This window comes from Chryseomicrobium excrementi, from assembly GCF_002798305.1.
GTDB classification, from domain to species: domain Bacteria; phylum Bacillota; class Bacilli; order Bacillales_A; family Planococcaceae; genus Chryseomicrobium; species Chryseomicrobium excrementi.
Map to the genome: position 1 here is coordinate 212,855 of NZ_PCGR01000002.1, position 21,692 is coordinate 234,546.

Here is a 21,692-nt window from a genome sequence, read left to right on the forward strand (position 1 = left end):
CCCCTTTGTGAACTCTAATTTTCCTTACTATACCACGAAGGGTTCCCACAGTAGCAAAATTTCGCCTGAAGCTCTAGACTAATCCTATATGAAGCAAAAGGAAGGGATCACAATGCAGGAAGCCGCAATTAGTTTTCAAGATGTTTCAATGAAACGAGGAGAACAACAAGTACTCAAACAAATATCTGGACAGTTTCCGCAAGGGAAAATTACGACTCTTGTAGGACCTTCTGGTGCTGGGAAGTCGACATTGCTCAAATTGTGTAACGGTCTGTTAAGCCCTGATGAAGGAAGTATCACCATTCTCGGAAATCCGCTTGAGAACTGGGAACCGGTTGAACTTCGGACGCGTGTAAGCATGGCCTTACAAAGTGCGCCGATGATCAGTGGGACGGTCGAAGAGAATCTGACATTGCCCTACGCGCTTCAAGGAGCCGAAGTAGATGTCGACAAGATGAGACGAATCATTAAAGAAGTGGGACTAGATGTGGATTATCTGCAACGGGACAGCAAGGATCTATCAGGCGGGCAACGCCAGAAAGTATCGATTGCCAGAACCCTGCTTATGGAACCGGACATTCTCCTACTGGATGAAATCACATCAGCGCTAGATCGTGCTTCGCGTCAAGAAGTAGAAGAACTGATTCAGCACATCCATAAAACATTTGGAACGACCATCATATGGATCACTCATAACTTAGAGCAAGCTGGGCGGATTGGCCATTACACATGGGTACTGATGGACGGGGAACTCGTCGAGCAAGGAGAGAGCTCACTTCTTGAAGACCCGCAAAATGATAGAGTGCGCCAGTTTGTTCGGGGGGATGAGGCATGACGTATGGAACGTTAGCTTTAACGCTGATTTTTGTACTGATACCACTCATTCTATCTAAGACACTGCGACTCGACTTAGAAAAAGACACGGTAATTGCTACTGTGCGTTCCATCGTGCAGCTCATCGCTGTTGGATACATTTTAAAATTTGTGTTTGATTCCGACAGCTACCTTTATATTTTCTTAATGGTGTTGTTGATGATTACAGCTGCCACACTTAATGTCAGAAAGAAAGGCAAAACGATTCCTGGTATCACGTGGAAAGTAGCGGCAACACTTATCTTTGTTGAAGTTCTGACACAGGGCATTCTCATCGGATTTCAAATCACACCGCCTACAGCGCAATATGTGATTCCGATCAGTGGGATGGTCATCGGGAACTCCATGGTGTTGGCGATTTTATTCCTGAACCGCTTTACTTCGGAAATCGAGAGCCATGAAGACCAAATCGAGCTGATTTTATCGCTCGGTGGAACACCGAAGCAGGCTATTCATACACGATTGATCCAAGCGATCAAGACGAGTATGATTCCAACAATCGAAAGCCAGAAAACGATGGGGCTCGTACAACTTCCCGGTATGATGAGCGGGCAGATCATTGCAGGGGCGGATCCCATACAAGCTGTGCAGTTTCAATTGTTGATCGTGTTTCTAATTTTGACCACGGCAGCTGTGACAAGTATCGCACTTGGATTCTTGTCTTATCCGACACTATTTAACAAGCAGTATCAATTGCTTCAGGAAGGACGCGACAAATGAGTACAAAAAAACAACGGGCCTTAATGCAATTGGGTCATTACACGGACTCTCTCCGATGCCCAATTTGCCAGCAAGTGCTGCAATTGACCGAAACGGGGGTCACCTGTGCAAACCGACACACGGTAGACGTGGCAAGACAAGGGTATCTTCATTTGGCAGGAACGGTCGCAAAAAGTCGCTACACAAAAGAATTGTTTACGGCGCGCCAGACATTGCTGCAGGAAACAGCTTTTTTTGAACCATTAATCGAAGAGATAAGTGAATGGATTGCGAAAGAAGCAAAAGACTCACCGCGAATTGTAGATATGGGGTGTGGGGAAGGAACGCATCTGGCAGGCATAGTGAATCGGTTGTCAGGGAGCCAAGGCATCGGAATTGATTTGTCAAAAGAAGGCATTCAACTGGCGACGAATCACTCGGCCGAGGTTGTCTGGCTAGTAGCAGATCTCGCGAAATCACCACTTCAAGAAGCCTCGGTTGATGTAGTTCTCAATATTTTGTCTCCTGCAAACCACCAAGAGTTTAGACGCATACTGAAGCCGGGTGGTCTTGTTGTAAAAGTCATTCCAAATGCTGCTTACCTACACGAACTGCGTAGCTTTTTTTATGCGGGGACAGATAAAGAGACGTTTGAAAATGAAGAAGCTCAGAATCGGTTTACTAATGAACTCGAGTTTGTTGGGAGTTCTTCAGTGAGCTACCAAAAAGAATTGGATGACAAGCAGTGGCGTGACTTGATCGGCATGACCCCACTGACATGGAATGCAGATGAAAAGAAAGTAGAAGAGTTTCTCGCACAAAACGTGTCGTCTATCACTATAGATTTGACAATCTTAATTGGGCGAGCGAAGGGATAAACTACAACAGGGTTCGCTCGATGAGCGAACCCTGCTTTCTATTTGAATGACGTTTCGTTTTCTATAAAACGACTTCGGATCTACAACAACGTTTACATGTTCTAGAAAATGACCTGCATGTACAAAAAATCGCAGTATATGTCGTAGAAATCACATCACTTGCACCAGAACGATCGCTCACCCTGTCGCAACCGCCTTACGAACGCCATTCCGTTCGTTTCAACACCCATGAAACTAACAGTAAGACGGCTCCAATCCCGATAGAAGAAGCTGGTGGGAAGTCCATAGAAGGACCGAAGTACGGTAGCACCCAATTGACGACTGCGATGATGGCAAATCCAAGTGCGCCCACTGTCCCAGCTCCAGCGAACTCCTTCCAACGAGACGTCTTCGTTTCTTCGGTAAAAGCAGCCTTATTCAGCTGTCGCATCAGCAGACGAACAGCTATCCATACGACTCCGATCATTACAGCCAATTGGATGAGAGATGGAAGTAAATAAATTCGGGTATCTGGTGCTTCACCAAAAGAATCAAGTGCGAATAAAATAACGCCGCGAGCAATGAAGTAATAGGCAATCAACTGAAACGCCATACGTCCCCAGAACTTCACCATATCACGCTTTTCTTCATCTGGAATTTGTTCGATGACGTCATCTGCATACGCTTTTGGATCGTCGCCAAAAACATCCGTTGCAGACTTTCCGTCTGCTTGAGCTTCAAGTAAGTGGTCAAGCATGTCCATCAGCACTTCTTCTGTTTTTTGCTCCGATAAAGAAAGCTTTGTTCGGATGTAAACTAGTAGCTGTTCATAGTAAATTTTATTCGGGACGTGCAGCAGTTCGCGTTTCTCATTATTTTCTTTAATCAAATCCTGTACATTCACGAGTTTTCCTCCTTTAATAATCGCTCAAGCGGGATAGAGAGCAGTTCCCACTCGTTTCGAATCAGCGCCAGTGCCTGCCCGCCCTCTGAAGTGATTGAGTAATATTTTCTGTTGGGTCCTGATTCAGAAGGCCGCATCTCACTGACAATCCACCCTTGCTTTTGAAGACGTAATAAGACGGGGTAGATAGTGCCTTCTGGGACATCAGGTAATCCGGACTCTTGAAGTTTTCGAGACAATTCGTATCCATATACGGTCTGCTTCTCGATAATTGCAAGCACACAGCCATCTAAAAACCCTTTTAACAATTGACTGCGAACGGTCATAGCTGAACCTCCTTGCTAGTTTGCATTGCAAGATAGTGAGTTGAAAAAATGACTACTTGGTAATGCAAAGTAGTTATCCTTAGTTTACGCAAACTCCACGAACTTGTCAATGCTATCGTCAGAAAATTGTGTTGACAGTTCTTCCTTCAGTACGTTAAAGTGGTAAAAAGCTTTGATGAGCGAATTAATTTCATATGCAATATCTTATCGCGAGAGATAGAGGGACTGGCCCGATGACATCTCAGCAACCAGCTGCATGACAGTATGGTGCTAATTCCAGCAGAGTTTAGACTCTGACAGATAAGAGGGATAGATCCAACACACGCCTTCTTATTTTTATATAAGAGGGCGTTTTTCTATACCCTCCACTACAAGGAGGAACTACCTATGACCTATCAATTGGAAACGCAACTAGCGCAAGCAGGAAACCGAAGTGATGCCGCAACAGGAGCAGTCAGTCTGCCAATACATCTTTCTACAGCTTATATTCACCCTGGGATCGGGCAATCCACAGGATATGACTATTCGAGAACGGCCAATCCGACTCGAACAGCACTTGAACAGGCACTAGCAACACTAGAACACGGAGACCACGGGTTTGCGTTCAGTTCAGGGATGGCGGCGGTGCATGCCGTGCTGCAATTGTTTCGAACAGGAGACGAGCTGATCGTCTCAGAAGATTTGTACGGAGGAAGCTACCGGTTGTTCCATCAGCTTGAAGAGCGGACAGGTCTCCGGTTTCGATACGTGGACACAACTGAACTCTCCGCTATTTCAAAGGCCGTGACGGATGCGACAAAAGCGATTTTCATCGAATCGCCGACGAATCCGTTGATGAAAGAGACGGACATCAAAGCAGTTGCGGAAATTGCAAAGAAGAATGGCTTGTTGCTGATTGTCGACAATACATTCTACACACCAATCCTTCAGCAACCCATCACATTAGGTGCCGATATCGTGCTGCACAGTGCAACGAAATATTTGGGAGGGCATAATGATGTCTTGGCGGGTGCTGTGATTACAAAAGGCGAAGAACTTGGTGAACAGCTCCGTGTCATTCAAAACTCAATCGGTGCCGTGCCAAGTCCGTTAGACTGTTGGCTTTTAGTGAGAAGTTTAAAGACACTGGCTCTTCGAGTGGAGAAGCAGCAAGAGAACGCCCGCTTGCTTGCAGCATTTTTGAAAGAACATCCAGCCATCGATTCGGTATTGTATCCAGGTAAAGGTGGGATGCTGTCATTTCGCTTGAAAGAAGCGGAGTGGGTTCCTCCGTTTTTAGAGAGTTTACAACTCATTGCTTTTGCCGAAAGTCTGGGAGGAGTGGAGAGCTTTATCACATATCCGACGACACAGACGCACGCGGATATTCCGGAAGCGGAGCGAGAACGAGTTGGAATCTGTTCGCGACTCCTACGGTTCTCTGTAGGTATTGAACATATCGAGGACCTGAAGCAAGAATTGAAGACCATTTTAGATGCGTGGGTAGGTGTTCCACGATGAAGCGACCTTTCCTTGAACAACTTAGAGACCGCGTGTTAGTCGCAGACGGTGCCATGGGAACGCTGTTGTATTCCTACGGAGTCGATCACTGTAATGAAGAACTCAACTTTTCGCACCCTGAAGATGTCCTGAGGGTCCACCAGCAGTACATTGAAGCCGGAGCTGAAGTCATTCAGACGAACACGTATGCGGCCAATTATGTGAAGCTCGCGCGCTACGGTTTACAGGAACAAGTGAAGGCAATCAATACAGCGGCCGTCCGTTTGGCAAAGCAAGCAGCTGGTGAAGAGGTCTATGTACTGGGAACTATCGGTGGCCTTCGAGGGATTAAACAAGACATTCCGCTCGATGAGATCAAACGCAGTTTTCGGGAGCAGCTCTACATCTTCTTGATGGAAGGGGTCGATGCTCTGTTACTTGAGACGTATTACGATTTTGAGGAACTCGAGACCGTCGTTCAGATTGCGAAGCAAGAGTGTGAGTTGCCGATTATTGCTGAACTGTCGATGCATGAGGTGGGAGTTCTTCAAAATGGCTGGACACTTGCGGAGGGACTTTCAAGACTTGAAGGCCTCGGTGCCGACGTGGTTGGCATCAATTGTAGAATGGGTCCGTTCCATATGCTGACGGCTCTAAAAAATGTTCCTATTCCGCAAAAAGCTCTGCTTTCTGTTTACCCGAACGCCAGCCTTCCGCAGCTAGAGGAAGGGCGCTATACGTATGCAGAAGAGTTCTCTTACTTTGGAGATATAGCAGAAGAGCTCAGACAACAAGGCGTCCACTTGATTGGAGGCTGCTGTGGAACGACTCCTGGACATATCCAAGCAGTGAGCGAGAGGCTTAAGGACCGAACGCCGATTACCGAGAAGCAGGCCATTCCATTGAAAGCGGTCCGGAAAGTCGTCGAACCATCAGAAGAATCGCCACTTCTTCAAAAAGTCCGAAATGAGACAACGATTCTTGTAGAACTCGATCCGCCGAAGCATTTGAACACGGACCGATTTTACGAGGGGATCGAAGCCCTTCATAAAGCGGGTGCTGACGCCCTGACGCTTGCGGATAATCCACTTGCTTCTCCACGCGTCGGAAACGATGCGGTAGCTGCTATCATTAAACAGCGCTACGGGGCAAATCCACTTGTGCATTTGACGTGTCGAGACCGCAATCTGATTGGATTACAGTCTCATCTTATGGGACTGCATGAGTTAGGTGTTCAAGACCTGCTCGCTATCACAGGCGACCCTGCAAAAATTGGCGATTTCCCAGGTGCGGCATCGGTTTATGACTTATCAAGTTTAGAACTAATCGAACTGATTAAACAAAACAATAAAGGGTATTCGTTCTCAGGGAAATCACTAGAGCGTCCTACTCAATTTTCCGTTGGAGCAGCGTTCAATCCGAACTACCGCCATATGGACGCTTCCGTCAAGCGTCTGGAGAAAAAGGTCGCAGCAGGAGCTGATTACTTTATCACACAACCGGTCTTTGGAATCGAACAGCTTCATGCTCTAGCAGAAGCCTCGAAACAAGTGGACCGTCCGTTCTTTGTCGGCATCATGCCGCTTCTCAGCTCACGCAATGCAGAATTTTTGCATCATGAGGTCCCAGGCATTCGGTTACCTGACGATACAAGGGAGCGGATGCGTTTAGCTGGAGAAGATCCAAAACGAGCGCTTGAAGAAGGAATGGCGATCACGAAAGAACTGGTGGCAGAAGCCGTCAAATTGTTCAATGGGATCTATCTCATCACGCCGTTCTTACGTTACGAACTGTCACTTGAACTGATTCATTACATTACGTCACGGAAGCAGGAGGAATCACATGACCAGCTCTACATTTGAGACACAACTTCAGAAAAAAATCCTCGTTCTAGACGGAGCGATGGGGACGATGATTCAGCAGGCAGATCTCATTGCAGATGATTTTGGAGGGGAACAATACGAAGGATGTAATGAATACTTGGTAAAGACCCATCCAGAGCTGATTGAATCCATTCATGCGGCCTACTACGAAGCGGGAGCAGATGTTGTGGAGACGAATACTTTTGGCGCTACACCAGTGGTGTTAGATGAGTACGGACTGGGACACCTCGCTTACGAGCTCAACAAGCAAGCAGCAGAACTAGCCCGCCGTGCAGCAGAACGCTATGCGACTCCCGACCAACCACGTTTTGTAGCGGGTGCGATGGGTCCGACTACTAAAACACTCTCAGTGACAGGTGGTATCAGCTTCGACCAGCTTGCTGAGGATTACCAAGTCCAAGCAGAAGGGTTGCTTGATGGCGGAGTGGATGTATTACTTGTCGAGACGAGTCAGGATGCATTGAACGTTAAAGCGGCCAACCTAGGGATTCAACGAGCGTTTACTGCTAAACAAAAAGAAGTGCCTATCTTAGTTTCCGGGACGATCGAACCGATGGGGACGACGCTTGCTGGCCAATCAATTGAAGCCTTTTATATTTCGCTTGAACACATGAACCCATTAGCGGTGGGCCTCAACTGTGCAACGGGACCAGAGTTTATGCGGGATCATGTCCGTTCCTTGTCTGCCTTAGCTTCAAACTATGTCAGCTGTTACCCGAATGCAGGCTTACCGGACGAAGAAGGCAATTATAACGAGACACCGGAATCGCTAGCAGCGAAGATGGAAGGCTTTTTAGAAAAAGGCTGGCTCAACATAGTGGGAGGCTGTTGTGGAACGACTCCAGACCATATCCGAGCACTGGCTAATGTGGCAAAAGCCTACTCACCACGTGCTCTCACAGCTCATGAAGAACACAAAGTGTCTGGTATCGAACCTTTTATTTATGATGATCCCTCAACTCGTCCGATTCTAGTTGGTGAGCGCACAAACGTAATTGGCTCTCGCAAATTCAAGCGCCTCATCCAAGAAAACAAGCTAGAAGAAGCATCGGAAATTGCCCGTGCCCAAGTGAAGAACGGTGCACAGATCATCGATATCTGTCTGGCAGACCCGGACCGTGAAGAAGTGGAGGACATGGACCGTTTCATTCAACAAGTCGTCAAGAAAGTGAAAGTGCCTCTGATGATTGACTCGACGGATGAGAAGGTGCTTGAAGTAGCTCTTCGTTACTCCCAAGGAAAAGTGATTATCAATTCCATCAATCTAGAAGATGGGGAAGAGCGTTTTGAAGCGATTGCACCTCTGCTGCATCAGTTTGGTGGAGCCGTAGTGGTGGGAACGATTGACGAAAAAGGGATGGGTGTCTCAGCGGAACGAAAACTCGAGATTGCGACACGCTCTTATCAGCTCCTTACGGAAAAGTACGGGATCGCGCCATCTGATATCATTTTTGATGCTTTAGTGTTCCCAGTAGGTACCGGAGATGAACAATACATCGGGTCGGCGAAAGCTACTGTTGATGGGATCCGCGCCATTAAAGAAAAGTTTCCGCTTTGCCCGCAAATCTTGGGGGTCAGCAATGTATCCTTCGGGTTGCCTCCGGTCGGCCGGGAAGTCTTAAATGCCGTGTTCTTGTACCACTGTGTGCAGGCGGGACTTGATTACGCCATCGTCAACACAGAGAAACTCGAACGCTTTGCTTCCATTCCGGAGGAAGAAGTGCGTCTAGCAGAAGAGCTGTTGTTTGATACGACAGACGAGACGCTCGCTCGTTTTACAGAGTTTTACCGTGGTATGAAAAAAGAAGAAAAGGTACAAGAACTGCCTGCAACTGTTGAGGAACGCCTTGCTTATTACATTGTTGAAGGGACGAAAGAAGGGCTTATTCCGGATTTGAATGCAGCACTTGAAAGCTATGAGGCGCCACTTGATATTATCAACGGTCCTTTGATGGCGGGAATGGCAGAGGTAGGGCGCCTGTTCAACGACAATCAATTGATCGTCGCAGAAGTCCTACAAAGTGCCGAGGTGATGAAGGCTGCTGTAGCTTATTTAGAGCCCCATATGGAACAGTCCGATGTGTCCTCTACAAAAGGGAAAGTGATACTAGCTACTGTTAAAGGAGACGTCCACGACATCGGCAAAAATCTAGTAGACATCATTTTGAGCAACAATGGCTATGATGTGACAGATCTTGGTATTAAGGTGACTCCACAAGAGTTGATTGAACAGGTGCGCGCCCACGAACCGGACATTATCGGACTCTCTGGTTTACTTGTAAAGTCGGCACAGCAAATGGTGGTCACTGCACAAGATTTAAAGGCTGTGGGAATCGATACTCCAGTAGTCGTCGGCGGTGCTGCATTGACTCGTAAGTTTACAGCCAATAAGATTGCGAAGGAATATGATGGGGTCGTTCTCTATGCAAAAGATGCGATGGATGGACTGCAATTGTTCAATGATTTACAGCATCCTGAGCGTCGTCTGGAAATTGAACAACACCATGAAGAGGATCAAAAGAAACGAACCGAATCGCCGGAAGCAGAGATTCCTAGAAAGCCTCAGACTGTTGGAAAATCAACAGTCAGTAAAGATGTTCAGGTCTATACACCGACAGATTTAGATGTGCATATCCTGCGAGAGTTTTCTTTGCAGCAAGTCTATCCGTATATCAACCAGCAAATGCTGTTAGGACATCATCTAGGAATCAAAGGGAAGATTTCTCGTCTTCTTGATGAAAAAGATGAACGGACAATCAATCTCAAGGAGCTGACTGACAGTCTGTTTGAACAAGCAGTGGCTTCTGGGATCTTACAAGCTTCTGCCATCTATCAGTTCTTTCCAGCCCAGTCAGATGGAGACGACGTCGTCATCTATGACCCTAAAGACGTTACGCAAGAAATCGAACGGTTCCATTTTCCGAGACAGCAAAAGGCAGATCATCTGTGTCTAGCGGATTACTTGAAGCCGGTCGGCGGAGAGATGGATTACGTCGGTTTCTTCACGGTGACTGCCGGTAAAGATATCCGTGCTTGGTCGCAGCAGTTGAAAGAGCAAGGAAAGTTTTTGGAGAGTCATGCGATTCAGGCTCTCGCATTGGAGACGGCAGAAGGACTAGCGGAACGTGTTCATGAGATGATGCGGACACGCTGGGGATTCCCGGACCCTGTAGAATTGAGTATTCAGGACTTGTTCCGTACGAAGTATCAAGGACAGCGTTTTTCATTCGGCTATCCGGCGTGTCCAGAACTTGAAGATCAGAAGAAATTATGGAGACTATTGCAGCCGGAGCGTATTGGAGTCGAACTTACAGATGGGTGTATGATGGAGCCTGAAGCTTCTGTTTCTGCCATGGTTTTCGCTCATCCCGAAGCGCGTTATTTTAATGTATACTAGTAAACCACGCACATTATGTGCGTGGTTCTATTTGTCTCTCAAAGTTGATAAAACGAGTTCCCTGAAATGTGAGAAGACCTAAATCATCTTCTGCCAGCTGCCCGAATTCGTGTCCTCGGACTGGAAGTTCCATCCGGTCTCCGCTTTGGACTTCAAATGTCACATAATACCATGTGCTTGCAGAAGCGTCTCCATGTCCACCACTAGTTTTTGTGCGTTTAGTTTTAACCGTAGCGGGTATGGTAAGTTGAGGCGAATTGTTATTTTTTGACCACGTTTTAATGGAACCCCCAATTCCAAAAATGAATGCCGAGATAACTATGACAAACACCACAACTATAAACGTCGTTCCAAACGTATCCATAAAGCCAAACATAGGATCTGAAAAACCCATATTTTCTCCCCCTTTTTATACGTTTTATACGAATGAAGAGGTGGAGAAGTTTCATGTGGGCAAAATGTTCATGGCTTGACCCTTACAAAAAATTAAGGTAGGGTAGGGAATTGTGTAAAACTAGACGAAAGAAGGGAAGAATGTGAAAAACGTTACGAACGTATTTTGGATTACGCTTGCACTAGTATTAGTCACAGTTGCTTTTGGTGCTATTGTGCCTGAAAGCTTTGAGGCGGTTACAGCAAACATGCAGGCTTTCATTACCTCTACATTTGGATGGTATTACTTGATCATTGTCGGATTGATGGTTGCTTTTACATTATTTTTGATTGTCAGTCCATATGGCAAAATTCGCTTAGGAAAAGACTCGGATCGTCCCGCTTATTCGAGAGCCACTTGGTTTGCGATGCTATTTTCTGCTGGAATGGGAATCGGACTTGTGTTTTGGGGAGCGGCAGAGCCACTTTCTCACTTCGCGGTTTCATCACCAACTGGTGAGACAGGAACGCCACAAGCATTCCGTGACGCGATGCGCTATACCTTTTTCCACTGGGGCTTACATGCCTGGGCCATTTATGCGATTGTTGCCTTAGCACTCGCTTATTTCCAGTTCCGCAAAGGCGAACCTGGATTAATTTCAGCAACACTTAAGCCAATCTTTGGAGATAAAATGTTAGGACCTTGGGGTGTCGTCGTCGACGTGTTTGCCGTCTTTGCAACGGTGATCGGGGTAGCAACAACTCTTGGCTTCGGTGCTGTTCAAATTAGTGGCGGCTTGAGTTACTTGTTCGGATTTGAAGCATCTTACGGATTGCAGGTCATCATTATTGCTGTAGTTACGGTGCTGTTCCTAGCTTCTGCTTGGTCAGGACTCAGTAAAGGAATCAAATATTTATCGAACACCAATATGGTTCTTGCTATCTTACTTTTAGTAGGCGTCGTCATTATCGGACCTACGCTATTAATTTTCAACATGTTCACAGAAACACTTGGCTCGTATTTGCAGAATATCGTTCGCATGAGCTTCCGTGCAGCTCCTCTTGATGGGTCTACGCGTGAGTGGATTAATGGCTGGACCATCTTCTATTGGGCTTGGTGGATCTCTTGGGCTCCATTTGTGGGAATCTTTATTGCTCGTGTATCAAAAGGCCGCACCATACGTGAGTTTGTGACAGGAGTCTTGCTGCTTCCGTCACTTGTCAGCTTTTTCTGGTTCTCTGCATTCGGTTCAACAGCAATTGAAATTCAAGATAAAGTGACAGACATTTCAGGATTGGCAACAGAAGAAGTGTTGTTTGCTACTTTCAATGAACTACCGTTTGCAACCATTCTTTCAATCATCGCAATTATTCTGATTGGGACTTTCTTTATAACAAGTGCCGATTCAGCAACTTTCGTATTGGGAATGCAAACAACGGGAGGTTCTTTGAATCCTGATAACTCTGTAAAAATCGTTTGGGGACTTGCACAGTCTTCAATAGCGGTCATCCTCTTATCTGCAAATGGATTAACGGCTTTACAAAATGCGTTGATTATAGCGGCCTTGCCGTTCTCCTTCATCATGATTTTGATGATGATCTCCACATTGAAAGCCTTGCAGCTTGAAAGAAAGCGTTTATAAAGCACGAAAGACCTTTCCGGAAATGAATCGGAAAGGTCTTTTTTCGTTTTTTAAAAAGTAATGCGGTGAGTGGTATCCGGTGAGTGGTGGACAGCTACAAACCCATTCTGACGGTAGAAAGCATCGGCCTTTGCAGAATCTGTTCGGCATGTGACGCTTTTAAAGGATTCTTTTGCTTTGTTTAAGCAAGCTTCAAGAAGTAATGTTCCCACACCGTGACGACGTTCTTCGGCTAATACATAAAATCTGCGTAGGCGACCCGAAGAGGGATCATCGGAATAAGAATTTTGGAGGATACCTCCGATGCCCACTAATTCATCCTCTTTCCAGACACCAAATAATGCTTCACCCGGTTTTTGAAAAAGCTCCGAACCGTCAGCGTATTGCTTCACTAATCGTGTTAAAAACCTGTAGCCCTCTTGTTCACTTTCTTCTACTAAATGATCCACTGATACGGCATTTAAATCTGTAATCTCTTTAATTTTGTACGTCATGATGCAGCCTCCCCTTTTCTTGTCTATTCGACATTCGCCTAATTTATTCCTCTCTACCATTCGTCTGAATTAAAATAATTTGAAACTGAGACTATTTTACTTTCGAATTGGAATTGATAAGGTATTAATGTTTGATTATTCTGAAAATAAATGGTAGAATACGACTAACAACTTTAAATGGACGGAGGTGAATAAATTGAACCACTATCTTGCCAGGCAACCTATAGTGGACCGTCAAGGCAATGTCGTTGCTTATGAATTATTGTACCGAAATAGTGAGGAAAACGTCTACACTGCACAAGACCCAAATGAAGCTACTAGGCAAGTGTTAGATACGGCCTATCATGTCATGGGATTGGATATTGTGAGTCAAAATCTTCCAGTGTTTGTAAACTTTACTCGAGATCTGTTGACGCAACCCCATCAATGGAATGTCGCTCCGGGAAACTTGATCATTGAAGTGTTGGAGACCATTGAATTTGATGAGGAGCTTTTAAAATCCCTGCGACAGTTGAAAAAAACAGGTTACCAGATTGCACTCGATGATTTTAACTGCAATGCCTCTGTTCATGGAATTCCTGAAATAGTGCGAGTGGCCGATTACATTAAGATTGATTTTCAAGCACCAATGAACCGTCAGCAGTACACAGAAAAATTGGCAACACGTTCTGGGAAAAAACGTATTGCTGAGAAAATTGAAACGTTAGAAGAATACAGGCGAGCTTTAGATTCTGGGTACACGTACTTTCAAGGATACTTTTTCGGGAAGCCAGAAATTCTTTACAAGAAATCAACGCCTCTAGTTATTGACGGTCAGATCGTTGTTCATGTTCCCCACGCCTAATTTTGTTTCGCTTGCACAGGCTAGTGCGGGCGTTTTTTTTCGTTCAAAGGGTATACTGAGGGTAGACCGAATGAAGGGGGATTACAAAGTGAACAAGGCTGAGATTTTAGCGCATTTTCGCGCATCAATGGATTGGATTGAAGGGATGAAGGAATGGGAAGAGGCTAACTGGCGCTCTCCGATTGCAGAAGGAAAATGGACGGTTGCTGAAGTGGTAGGGCACCTTGGCCCTTGGGATCGTTTCTTTCTAACAGATCGTCTTCATCCGATTTTAAATGGGGAAGCTCTACAGCCCTATCCTGGATTTGAGCAATTCAATGCACAGTCTGCTGAACTTGCGCGTAATCAGATGAAAGAACAAACGATACAAGAATTTTTACTGACTCGCAAAAAATTAGTAGATGAACTATCTGCAGTACCAGAAGCTAAGTGGGCAGAACCTTTTACTATTGGGACGAACACCACAACACTGGAATCTTATTTTACCGGGTTAGTCGAACATGACGAACATCATTTTGAACAGATCCGCCGAGCGCTTGATTTAGAAGGTCGCTGGACATAAAAAAGAGTAGGCGGCTGCCTACTCTTTTAATGTATCTATAAACGCGTGAGCTACTGCTTCTGTAGATTGTGGATTCTGACCAGTGATTAGTAGGCCATCACGGACCACTTTTTCACTCCAGTTTGCAGCAGCTTCATGATGAGCGCCTAATTCTTCAAGCTTAGAAGCTAAAAGGAATGGCATATCGTCTTGTAGACCTGTATCTTGCTCTTCTGCGTCTGTAAAAGCACTTACTTTTTTGCCTTTTACAAGAGGGTCTCCGTTTGATAGTTTAACGCCAACAAGTCCTGCAGGTCCATGACAGACGGCTGCGACTGGCTTGTCCGCTTCATAAATAGAGCGAATCAATTCTTGTAACTTCGTATTATCCGGTAAGTCAAACATCGTACCATGACCACCCGGTAAGAAGATACCATCAAAATCTTCAGCATTCTGATCATTGATATGTTCTGTATGTTGAAGGTGTTCCTTTGTAGCTAGCATCTCTTCAGATACATCGCCTTCTAAACTAGTTGGATCGATAGGTATCTCGCCGCCTTGAGGACTGGCTACAGTGACGTCATAACCTTCTTTTTGGAAAGCGAGAAAGGCTTCGCCGAATTCAGAAAGCCAGACTCCGGTTTTTTTGCCGTTAGGTAGTTCGGAATGATTGGTTAGCACCATTAAAATGCGTTTTGACATAGTATTGTCTCCTTTCAAATTGAACGTACCGTATTCAGTACCCACTTTTTACGTTATTCAATCAAGCCCATGCTCAAATAACGTTCTCCTGTATCAGGAGCGATGCACAGAACTTTCTTACCTGCTCCTAGGCGTTTCGCGATTTCAATTGCTGCATAAACAGCAGCACCAGCAGAAGGACCAACAAAAATTCCTTCTTCGCGAGCGAGACGACGGAACAAATCAATGGCTTGGACATCTTCGATTTGGAAGATTTCATCATAGATTTCTGTATTTAAAATCGGAGGAATGAATCCTGGGCTGGTTCCAACTAGCTTATGACGTCCTGGTTTTCCTCCTGACAGGACGGGAGAGCCTTTAGGTTCTACGACACCGATATAAAGCTCGGGAAGGTGCTGTTTCAAAGTTTCTCCTGTACCCGTAATCGTTCCACCTGTGCCTGCTGTTGCGACGAATGCGTCCAAATGGCCGTCCATTTGTTCTAAGATTTCAAGTGCTGTAGTACCACGGTGAGCATCTGCATTTGCTGTGTTTTCAAATTGTTGCGGAATAAAGGCATTTGGAATGGATTCTTTCAGCTCTAGCGCTTTTTTTATAGCTCCTGGCATTTTTTCATCCTGAGGTGTGAGGACGACTTCAGCTCCAAAGGCTTTTAATAAATTGATTCGTTCCTGCGTACTATTATCAGGGAGCACTAAAATGGCACGGTACCCGCGTGCAGCAGCGACCATTGCAAGACCGATCCCAGTATTTCCACTAGTCGGTTCAATAATGGTATCTCCTGGACGGATATGTCCCTGTTCTTCCGCCATCTTGATCATATTATTAGCTGCCCGGTCTTTGACACTTTTAGAGGGATTGTACATTTCAAGTTTCACGTATACATCCGCAGCGCCTTCCGGTACAACGCGATTTAATTTCACAGCTGGAGTATTTCCAATGAGTTCTGTAACGCTTTGATAAATCGTCATAGCTGTCCCTACTTTCTTGGTACTAGTACGCTAAGTATACCAAGTCAGGTATTCAATTTCCAATTCAAAGTGTTTTAATAGGAATTAAATCGTCTACATATTCCATTTGCTTCCTGGTTGTTTTTGCGGAATACTAATAAGTAGAAAACTATCGAGAAGGAGTGGACGATTTGACAGCAGCAGGCTTGATACTAGAAGGAGGCGGCATGCGTGGAGTGTTTACGGGTGGTGTGCTCGAGGCATTCATGGAGCATGAGTACTATTTTCCATATGTCATCGGTGTTTCTGCAGGAGCCTGTCATGGATCTTCCTATGCGGCAAGACAGCGTGACCGGAACCGCAAAGTCTCTATTGATTATGTAACACATCCGGACTACATTTCGCTCAAGAACTTGGTGATGAAACGAGAATTATTTGGCATGGATTTGCTATTCGATAAATTGCCAAATGAGCTCGTTCCATTTGATTACGAGACTTTTTCTGCAACACCGGAACGCTTTGTTATCGGAACAACAGATTGTTATAGTGGAAAACCAATTTATTTTGAAAAGGGAGCTCCTAGAGACGAAATTTTAAAAGTGGTTCGAGCTTCTAGTTCCTTGCCATTCATGGCGGCTCCAGTAGATTATCAAGGAATGACTTTGATGGACGGAGGCATAGCGGATCCGATTCCGCTTAAGAAAGCATTGGAGGATGGCATTGAAAAGCCTGTGGTGATCTTGACACGTCCGAAAGGATACCGAAAAGCACCTTCTCGTTTTACCGGAATCAGTAAGTTTATGTATAAACAATATCCCGGTCTTGTTCATCAGATGGAGACAAGATGGAAGCATTACAACGACACGTTGGAATGGGTAGAAGCTTTGGAAGATCAAGGGAAGGCCTTCGTGATACGACCAGAGGATTCTTTTAAAATCAGTCGTGCAGAGAGAAACCCAGAACGTCTAACATCACTTTATGAGTTTGGAGTAGAGACTGGGAGGTCGCAATTTGAAGAGATGATGAAGTTTTTAGGAGAGCCTACAAACGTCATGACAAAAGCCTGAGGGGAATCCTCAGGCTTCTTTAGTACGTAACGGTTTCAGTGCACGACCCCATGCGATTACTTGATCCAACATGTCTTTAATATTTTTGTCATGAAGGTCACGAGGTTTGAAGGTTTCACCTTTTTCGAAATCTAAGAACAGCGATAATACGGGATGCACACGGACGTCTGCTATCAGTAATTCAGCGCACACTTGTCGAACGTGTTCGGCAGCACGTGTCCCACCAGCAGAACCGTAACTTACGATACCTGCTGACTTGTTGTGCCAAGGTTCTCTAGCGCTATCCAAGGCATTTTTCAGAGCTCCTGTCATACTATGGTTATATTCCGCCACTACAAACACAAAAGCATCGAGTGAGTCGAGCTTATCGTTCCATCGTTTAACCCCTTCAGATTCTTCGGTTCCTAGGAAGGGAAGGTCGAAGTCCTTGATGTCGACCAGTTCATAATGGGCATCTTGCCGTCGGTTTGCTTTTTCTAAGAGCCATTTTCCAACCTGCGGGCTAACTCGACCCTTACGAGTGCTTCCTAAAATGATGCCTACTTTTAATTTTTCCGTCATTTGATCCGCTCCTTAGTCATATAAAGTATCCGCTACACTTCCGTCTTCCTTATACACCGTCAAAATCCCATCCTGTTCATTTACATATGGTTTTGCCTCTTCAAGCAGCGCCTCTTTTGTAGCAGCTTTCTTAATGGCGCGTTCTCCTGCTTTTTTCATCAATACCCATTCGTCTTCTTTCCACTTCACTATATAGTGAGGTCTGGATGAATCATCTGTCCCGTTTACATAGTCTCGCGCTCTTGCTGTAGCAATTGAGATAGCTCGACCTTCTTCCATGCCATCCTCAATCATAGCGTTCGCCATCTCAATGGCTTTATTCCGTATTGCAGCGTCTAAGTTTTTCATGGAATCGGGATAATCCGTTTTTGTCCATGGCATTTCCTATCGCCTCCTTGATTTCTTCTTTCCCTGTCGGACTAAAAGTAAACGATTCTTCTATCGGTCTTCGTTCCTATTTTTGTAAAAAATCGTTTGCCCGTTAAAAAAAGAGGGGATGAATAAAGAACAAACTTACTACCAACTAAGAGGAGTTGACTCATCATGATTTCAAATACGGCGAGTTATTGGACAGAAACTACTACTGTATCCTTGAAGGAACGGTTAGTGCAGTTGCATGATGATCAGTTCGACGAAGATGAAATCATCATTCTAGCGCGAAACGACCGTCAAGTAGCTTGGCTAAAGGAGCATACCTCTTTACAGATTCAAACCGATCCAGCGAATTTTTTAGATGCGGCCACTGCTTTCTTTAAAGGGGAAGACACGACACAAGATGTGTTATTTCGTTTAGGATTTAATAAGCAAGAAAGTGATCAAATTGAAAATGAAATTGATAAAGGCCATTATTTTGTTTATGTAGACCGCGTTCACGGGGCGAACATCGGCGCTACAGATGACGCCAAGCGTCACATTTTGTAACGGGTCGTTTCTAAAATCGAAGTTCAGGGAATAGAACTAAAAACCACATAAGAATTCAGGAGGCGAGTTTACATGTTTAAAGAAGAAAAAGAAAACAGCGGAAAGATTCCAATGCCAAGTGATGAAAAATCATTAACAGAAGAAGAAAAAATTGATAGCGATCCGTTTTTCTATCGCGAAGACCCCGCGGACAAAGACGGTGAAAACGAGCTCTACAATCATAAAAATGCAGATGAAGATGACATTCGCTCGAAGTGACACTGGGAAATCTCCCCTTTTTCTGCTATACTAGTACTAACTGAACAGTAACTCTTTTCTTATCAAGAGAGACGGAGGGAATTGGCCCTACGAAGTCTCAGCAACCTGCCTATAAGGTAAGGTGCTCCATCCAACAGGTCCGCCCTGAACGATGAGGAGAAATTGTGCGTATGCAACTCTTCTCTCTCGTAGGGAAGAGTTTTTTGTTTGGCACAATTTTCAGGAGAGGATGTTTACAATGGGAAGAGAAACGCTTGAAAGACAACTGACAGAATTAAAACAAAAAGAAGTGAAAAGCTACGCCGGAGCGATGCAGCGTCATCAACAAGTAAAAGCGTTAGAGGCAAAGCTCCATTACTTAGAGCTCGGAGAAGAGATTTCTCGGGAACGGGTGGACAAGGCCATTGAAGAAATTACAGCACTTGAGCAGGAGATTGCAAGGTTGTCACGAAGTATAGAAGAAAAGAAGCAAGATTTGCATTTTTATCTATTCGGTCCATCTGTAAAACGACTATTCTAGGGGGAACCAACTATGAAATTCATCGTCAGCTCAGATGCTTGGAAGACCACGCTCACATCTCAAGAAGCTACGCGCGCTATTGCGCAAGGCCTGCAATCTGTCGACCCAAAATTAGAAGTCATTGAATTCCCGATAGCAGATGGTGGGGAAGGGACATTGGATGCTCTAATGAGCGCTACAAAAGGGGCATATAAGACCGCTACGGTTCGCGATCCACTTGGTCGTAAGGTTGAAGCTAAATACGGCGTGACCGGCCTGTCTCGTCATACCTGTGTAATTGAGATGGCACAAGCTTCAGGATTCTCTTATGTGAAAAAACATGAACAAAATCCTCGACTTGCCTCGACATACGGAACAGGAGAATTGATTCGAGCGGCTTTAGACGAAGGGCATAGAAACTTCATTCTTGCGATTGGGAGCAGTGCCACAAACGATGGTGGTGCAGGTATGCTACGAGCGCTCGGCTTAAAATTTTTAGACAGTGATGGAAACGAAATGTCTGGAGACTTGTTGCAATTACAGCAACTCGAAAGCCTTGATGACCAAGAATTTGATTCGCGTCTTCAAGAATGTACCTTTGCAGTAGTCAGCGACGTGCAGATCCCGTACATTGGACCTCAAGGGGCTACTCATCTTTACGGCGAGACAAAAGGCGTCAGACAAGAAGACACGGCAGGAGTGGAAGCAGCATTAAGCCGTCTAGCCGACGTCATCGAAAAACATACGGGTGTCCGACTTCACGAAAGAGCAGGAGCGGGTTCTGGAGGAGGACTTGGAGGTGCCGTTCAGGCTTTCTTCCCGACAAAATGGTACCACGGTATTGATTTTGTGTTGAAGCGCTCCGGCTGGGAAAACGCGCTGTCTGGTGTCACTCATGTCATTACAGGAGAAGGACGCCTCGATCGGCACACGTTTTTAGAAGGCAAAGGGCCGCACGGAGTCTCGAAGTTTGCGGCGGAAAGAGGCTTACCGGTTACGTTGTTTGCGGGCAGTGCGGCTCATGATGCTGTGGAAGACGCAACGGATCTGTTCCAAGAGGTCGTCCTCCTTGCTCAGACTGAAAGTGAAATTAATCATGCCCTTGACCATCCAGAAGAGGCACTTAAGCAAGCTGCGGCTCGTTGGTATTCGGAGAAGTTTGGAGAATGACTTACTAGATGTGAAGAACGCCGAACCCCAAACCGAAAAGGTTTGGGGTTCTTTGTTAGAAAGAAAGCTGAGCGATTGTTCAACGACAAATTTGAAGTTCTTTTCCACAAATCTTAGGTTCTTTTCTGCAAATTTGAAGTTCCATACCGCAAATCTGAAATTCTTTTAAACAAATCCTCGAATTCATACCTCACGCCACTTGAGAGCCAGCCATAAGCTCGCGGCATCTTCAAATCGCAGCGGGTGCAATCCTGTCAGCTCCTCGATTTGTTGGATCCGGTAGCTTAACGTGTGGCGGTGAACCCCAAGTCTTTCAGCTGCACCACGAATGGACAAGTCAGACGCAAACAAGGCCCCGAGTGTCTCAAGAGCTTTGGCATCAAGGGACGCAAGTAAAGTTCTACTGTATTGCGATCGGCCTAATTCCGGTACTTGATGCAGCAAATACGTGAGTTCGAACTCAGAAAAACTAGCAAGGGGAGCCGACTGATTGGCTTGAGTAACCTGAGATGCATGCAAACTTTCTCCGAGTGCCTCTACAGTATCTACACACTTCCCTACAGAAATTTGCAGAGTGGGGAGGAGTCCTAAAAGTCGCTTAAACTTCTCTTTCAACCGCTCCTCGCTTAAACCACTCGTCAAAACGACTGCTTCGCCGTGAACACCTACTCCTATTACTTTGTCTGGCCAATCGAAAAAGTCTTCTAATTTTCTTCGAAGTGTATTCGTATTTCCTGTTTTGTCTCGGAATAGACTGCAACATAAAGGACCTGCAACCGAAATATGAGATAACGCAATACGCTCCCTAGTTGCATGAGATAGCTCGCCAGTAATCCATAGCTCTGTAATCGCGTCGTCTTTCCATTTGCGGTTCCACTCAGATTCGGCAGTCACGATCGATTGGTGTAACATCAGTTCACATGTTAACTGAACAAGAGGGGCGACAGACTCAAGGTCTCCAGGGTTCCCTGTAATGCCAATGACAGCAACCAACTTATCTTTATAAAATAGCGGTAAATTGATTCCAGCTTTACTTCCAGGCCAGTCACCAGCTACCTCTTCCGAGATGACCAGTGTCTTCCCGGTACGTCCTACGTACGCAGCTCCCTCGTGGAGTTGTTGAAGACGTATTGGTTCCCCAGAAGCCACAATTAGACCAGTTGGATCCATCACATTGATATTCCGACTCAGTCGAATCATCGTCTGTTCGACCATCTGATTCGCTACTTCTTTCGTTAACATCGACAACACT

At 45.4% G+C, this 21,692-nt stretch carries 23 protein-coding genes and 2 riboswitches; of the genes, 14 read left to right on the plus strand and 9 right to left on the minus strand.

Annotated features, from left to right (window positions below; all coding sequences use genetic code 11):
* The first annotated feature begins 112 nt into the window (after positions 1 to 112).
* The 3 genes from CQS04_RS05725 to CQS04_RS05735 are packed head-to-tail and all read left to right on the plus strand — an operon-like array spanning position 113 to position 2,450.
* Positions 113 to 835 carry an ABC transporter ATP-binding protein gene (locus tag CQS04_RS05725; protein WP_100353220.1) on the plus strand — a complete coding sequence of 241 codons (723 nt, stop codon included), beginning with the start codon at positions 113 to 115 and terminating at the stop codon, positions 833 to 835.
* Positions 832 to 1,593 (plus strand): ABC transporter permease, encoded by a 762-nt coding sequence (locus CQS04_RS05730; RefSeq protein ID WP_100353221.1) that lies wholly within the window; start codon positions 832 to 834, stop codon positions 1,591 to 1,593. The genes CQS04_RS05725 and CQS04_RS05730 overlap by 4 nt, the downstream gene beginning before the upstream one ends.
* The gene (locus tag CQS04_RS05735) at positions 1,590 to 2,450 is read left to right on the plus strand and encodes a methyltransferase domain-containing protein (RefSeq protein ID WP_100353222.1); all 861 of its coding nucleotides are present in this window, start codon (positions 1,590 to 1,592) and stop codon (positions 2,448 to 2,450) included. The genes CQS04_RS05730 and CQS04_RS05735 overlap by 4 nt, the downstream gene beginning before the upstream one ends.
* 196 nt (positions 2,451 to 2,646) lie before the next feature.
* Here the strand turns inward: CQS04_RS05735 and CQS04_RS05740 are convergent, their stop codons facing one another.
* Together CQS04_RS05740 and CQS04_RS05745 are read right to left on the minus strand one after the other, a co-directional pair.
* Positions 2,647 to 3,333 carry a DUF1129 family protein gene (locus CQS04_RS05740; protein ID WP_100353223.1) on the minus strand — a complete coding sequence of 229 codons (687 nt, stop codon included), beginning with the start codon at positions 3,331 to 3,333 and terminating at the stop codon, positions 2,647 to 2,649.
* Positions 3,330 to 3,659, minus strand: a complete 330-nt coding sequence (locus CQS04_RS05745) for a PadR family transcriptional regulator (protein WP_100353224.1) — start codon at positions 3,657 to 3,659, stop codon at positions 3,330 to 3,332. The genes CQS04_RS05740 and CQS04_RS05745 overlap by 4 nt, the downstream gene beginning before the upstream one ends.
* Before the next feature lie 201 nt (positions 3,660 to 3,860).
* Positions 3,861 to 3,966: riboswitch (SAM riboswitch) on the plus strand.
* A gap of 80 nt (positions 3,967 to 4,046) precedes the next feature.
* Between CQS04_RS05745 and CQS04_RS05750 the strand changes: the two genes are divergently transcribed.
* From CQS04_RS05750 to metH, 3 genes are read left to right on the plus strand one after another with little or no spacing between them, the layout of a single operon-like run.
* Positions 4,047 to 5,159, plus strand: a complete 1,113-nt coding sequence (locus tag CQS04_RS05750) for a methionine biosynthesis PLP-dependent protein (protein ID WP_100353225.1) — start codon at positions 4,047 to 4,049, stop codon at positions 5,157 to 5,159.
* Positions 5,156 to 7,000 carry a bifunctional homocysteine S-methyltransferase/methylenetetrahydrofolate reductase gene (locus CQS04_RS05755; protein WP_100353226.1) on the plus strand — a complete coding sequence of 615 codons (1,845 nt, stop codon included), beginning with the start codon at positions 5,156 to 5,158 and terminating at the stop codon, positions 6,998 to 7,000. Before CQS04_RS05750 ends, CQS04_RS05755 begins: the two co-directional genes overlap by 4 nt.
* Positions 6,981 to 10,418 (plus strand): methionine synthase, encoded by a 3,438-nt coding sequence (gene metH, locus CQS04_RS05760; protein ID WP_100353227.1) that lies wholly within the window; start codon positions 6,981 to 6,983, stop codon positions 10,416 to 10,418. The genes CQS04_RS05755 and metH overlap by 20 nt, the downstream gene beginning before the upstream one ends.
* 13 nt (positions 10,419 to 10,431) lie before the next feature.
* Here metH and CQS04_RS05765 read toward each other — a convergent pair whose 3' ends face one another.
* The gene (locus CQS04_RS05765) at positions 10,432 to 10,812 is read right to left on the minus strand and encodes a DUF2500 domain-containing protein (protein ID WP_245858761.1); all 381 of its coding nucleotides are present in this window, start codon (positions 10,810 to 10,812) and stop codon (positions 10,432 to 10,434) included.
* Between the two features lie 142 nt (positions 10,813 to 10,954).
* Between CQS04_RS05765 and CQS04_RS05770 the strand changes: the two genes are divergently transcribed.
* Positions 10,955 to 12,433 (plus strand): glycine betaine uptake BCCT transporter, encoded by a 1,479-nt coding sequence (locus CQS04_RS05770; RefSeq protein ID WP_100353228.1) that lies wholly within the window; start codon positions 10,955 to 10,957, stop codon positions 12,431 to 12,433.
* A gap of 50 nt (positions 12,434 to 12,483) precedes the next feature.
* Here the strand turns inward: CQS04_RS05770 and CQS04_RS05775 are convergent, their stop codons facing one another.
* The gene (locus tag CQS04_RS05775; protein ID WP_100353229.1) at positions 12,484 to 12,927 is read right to left on the minus strand and encodes a GNAT family N-acetyltransferase; all 444 of its coding nucleotides are present in this window, start codon (positions 12,925 to 12,927) and stop codon (positions 12,484 to 12,486) included.
* A gap of 196 nt (positions 12,928 to 13,123) precedes the next feature.
* Here CQS04_RS05775 and CQS04_RS05780 point away from each other — a divergent pair, with 196 nt between their 5' ends.
* On the plus strand, positions 13,124 to 13,771 hold the full coding sequence (locus CQS04_RS05780) for an EAL and HDOD domain-containing protein (protein WP_100353230.1): 648 nt from the start codon (positions 13,124 to 13,126) through the stop codon (positions 13,769 to 13,771).
* An 88-nt stretch (positions 13,772 to 13,859) separates the two neighbouring features.
* Positions 13,860 to 14,333, plus strand: coding sequence for a DinB family protein (locus CQS04_RS05785; protein ID WP_165775468.1), 474 nt, complete (start codon positions 13,860 to 13,862; stop codon positions 14,331 to 14,333).
* 18 nt (positions 14,334 to 14,351) lie between these two features.
* Here the strand turns inward: CQS04_RS05785 and CQS04_RS05790 are convergent, their stop codons facing one another.
* Both CQS04_RS05790 and cysK read right to left on the minus strand, forming a co-directional pair.
* The gene (locus CQS04_RS05790; protein ID WP_100353232.1) at positions 14,352 to 15,014 is read right to left on the minus strand and encodes a type 1 glutamine amidotransferase domain-containing protein; all 663 of its coding nucleotides are present in this window, start codon (positions 15,012 to 15,014) and stop codon (positions 14,352 to 14,354) included.
* 53 nt (positions 15,015 to 15,067) lie between these two features.
* Positions 15,068 to 15,985 (minus strand): cysteine synthase A, encoded by a 918-nt coding sequence (gene cysK / locus CQS04_RS05795; protein WP_100353233.1) that lies wholly within the window; start codon positions 15,983 to 15,985, stop codon positions 15,068 to 15,070.
* Positions 15,986 to 16,155: 170 nt separating this feature from the next.
* On the opposite strand from cysK, the gene CQS04_RS05800 reads away from it, so the two are divergent.
* Positions 16,156 to 17,031, plus strand: a complete 876-nt coding sequence (locus tag CQS04_RS05800) for a patatin-like phospholipase family protein (protein ID WP_281257836.1) — start codon at positions 16,156 to 16,158, stop codon at positions 17,029 to 17,031.
* Positions 17,032 to 17,040: 9 nt separating this feature from the next.
* Here the strand turns inward: CQS04_RS05800 and CQS04_RS05805 are convergent, their stop codons facing one another.
* Positions 17,041 to 17,592, minus strand: coding sequence for an NADPH-dependent FMN reductase (locus tag CQS04_RS05805; protein ID WP_100353234.1), 552 nt, complete (start codon positions 17,590 to 17,592; stop codon positions 17,041 to 17,043).
* A 12-nt stretch (positions 17,593 to 17,604) separates the two neighbouring features.
* Positions 17,605 to 17,973, minus strand: coding sequence for a DUF2188 domain-containing protein (locus CQS04_RS05810; protein ID WP_100353235.1), 369 nt, complete (start codon positions 17,971 to 17,973; stop codon positions 17,605 to 17,607).
* Positions 17,974 to 18,135: 162 nt separating this feature from the next.
* On the opposite strand from CQS04_RS05810, the gene CQS04_RS05815 reads away from it, so the two are divergent.
* The 4 genes from CQS04_RS05815 (at position 18,136) to CQS04_RS05830 (ending at position 20,440) form a co-directional block, all read left to right on the plus strand.
* Entirely contained in the window at positions 18,136 to 18,513 is a 378-nt protein-coding gene (locus CQS04_RS05815) for a general stress protein (RefSeq protein WP_100353236.1), read from the plus strand.
* A gap of 72 nt (positions 18,514 to 18,585) precedes the next feature.
* Entirely contained in the window at positions 18,586 to 18,771 is a 186-nt protein-coding gene (locus CQS04_RS05820; protein ID WP_100353237.1) for a hypothetical protein, read from the plus strand.
* Positions 18,772 to 18,827: 56 nt separating this feature from the next.
* A riboswitch (SAM riboswitch) is annotated at positions 18,828 to 18,929 on the plus strand.
* 80 nt (positions 18,930 to 19,009) lie between these two features.
* A complete protein-coding gene (locus tag CQS04_RS05825) occupies positions 19,010 to 19,291 on the plus strand; it encodes a hypothetical protein (RefSeq protein WP_094943392.1) in 282 nt (93 codons plus the stop codon).
* Positions 19,292 to 19,303: 12 nt separating this feature from the next.
* Entirely contained in the window at positions 19,304 to 20,440 is a 1,137-nt protein-coding gene (locus CQS04_RS05830) for a glycerate kinase (RefSeq protein WP_100353238.1), read from the plus strand.
* A gap of 183 nt (positions 20,441 to 20,623) precedes the next feature.
* On the opposite strand, the gene CQS04_RS05835 is transcribed toward CQS04_RS05830, so the two are convergent.
* Positions 20,624 to 21,682, minus strand: coding sequence for a CdaR family transcriptional regulator (locus CQS04_RS05835; protein WP_100353239.1), 1,059 nt, complete (start codon positions 21,680 to 21,682; stop codon positions 20,624 to 20,626).
* Positions 21,683 to 21,692: the final 10 nt, after the last annotated feature.

Coding starts and splice junctions, on each gene's coding strand:
- CQS04_RS05725 (WP_100353220.1), top strand. CDS start 113: ATGCAGGAAGCCGCAATTAGTTTTCAAGATGTTTCAATGAAACGAGGA.
- CQS04_RS05730 (WP_100353221.1), top strand. CDS start 832: ATGACGTATGGAACGTTAGCTTTAACGCTGATTTTTGTACTGATACCA.
- CQS04_RS05735 (WP_100353222.1), top strand. CDS start 1,590: ATGAGTACAAAAAAACAACGGGCCTTAATGCAATTGGGTCATTACACG.
- CQS04_RS05745 (WP_100353224.1), bottom strand. CDS start 3,659: ATGACCGTTCGCAGTCAATTGTTAAAAGGGTTTTTAGATGGCTGTGTG.
- CQS04_RS05750 (WP_100353225.1), top strand. CDS start 4,047: ATGACCTATCAATTGGAAACGCAACTAGCGCAAGCAGGAAACCGAAGT.
- CQS04_RS05755 (WP_100353226.1), top strand. CDS start 5,156: ATGAAGCGACCTTTCCTTGAACAACTTAGAGACCGCGTGTTAGTCGCA.
- metH (WP_100353227.1), top strand. CDS start 6,981: ATGACCAGCTCTACATTTGAGACACAACTTCAGAAAAAAATCCTCGTT.
- CQS04_RS05765 (WP_245858761.1), bottom strand. CDS start 10,812: ATGGGTTTTTCAGATCCTATGTTTGGCTTTATGGATACGTTTGGAACG.
- CQS04_RS05775 (WP_100353229.1), bottom strand. CDS start 12,927: ATGACGTACAAAATTAAAGAGATTACAGATTTAAATGCCGTATCAGTG.
- CQS04_RS05790 (WP_100353232.1), bottom strand. CDS start 15,014: ATGTCAAAACGCATTTTAATGGTGCTAACCAATCATTCCGAACTACCT.
- cysK (WP_100353233.1), bottom strand. CDS start 15,985: ATGACGATTTATCAAAGCGTTACAGAACTCATTGGAAATACTCCAGCT.
- CQS04_RS05805 (WP_100353234.1), bottom strand. CDS start 17,592: ATGACGGAAAAATTAAAAGTAGGCATCATTTTAGGAAGCACTCGTAAG.
- CQS04_RS05810 (WP_100353235.1), bottom strand. CDS start 17,973: ATGCCATGGACAAAAACGGATTATCCCGATTCCATGAAAAACTTAGAC.
- CQS04_RS05815 (WP_100353236.1), top strand. CDS start 18,136: ATGATTTCAAATACGGCGAGTTATTGGACAGAAACTACTACTGTATCC.
- CQS04_RS05820 (WP_100353237.1), top strand. CDS start 18,586: ATGTTTAAAGAAGAAAAAGAAAACAGCGGAAAGATTCCAATGCCAAGT.
- CQS04_RS05825 (WP_094943392.1), top strand. CDS start 19,010: ATGGGAAGAGAAACGCTTGAAAGACAACTGACAGAATTAAAACAAAAA.
- CQS04_RS05830 (WP_100353238.1), top strand. CDS start 19,304: ATGAAATTCATCGTCAGCTCAGATGCTTGGAAGACCACGCTCACATCT.
- CQS04_RS05835 (WP_100353239.1), bottom strand. CDS start 21,682: ATGTTAACGAAAGAAGTAGCGAATCAGATGGTCGAACAGACGATGATT.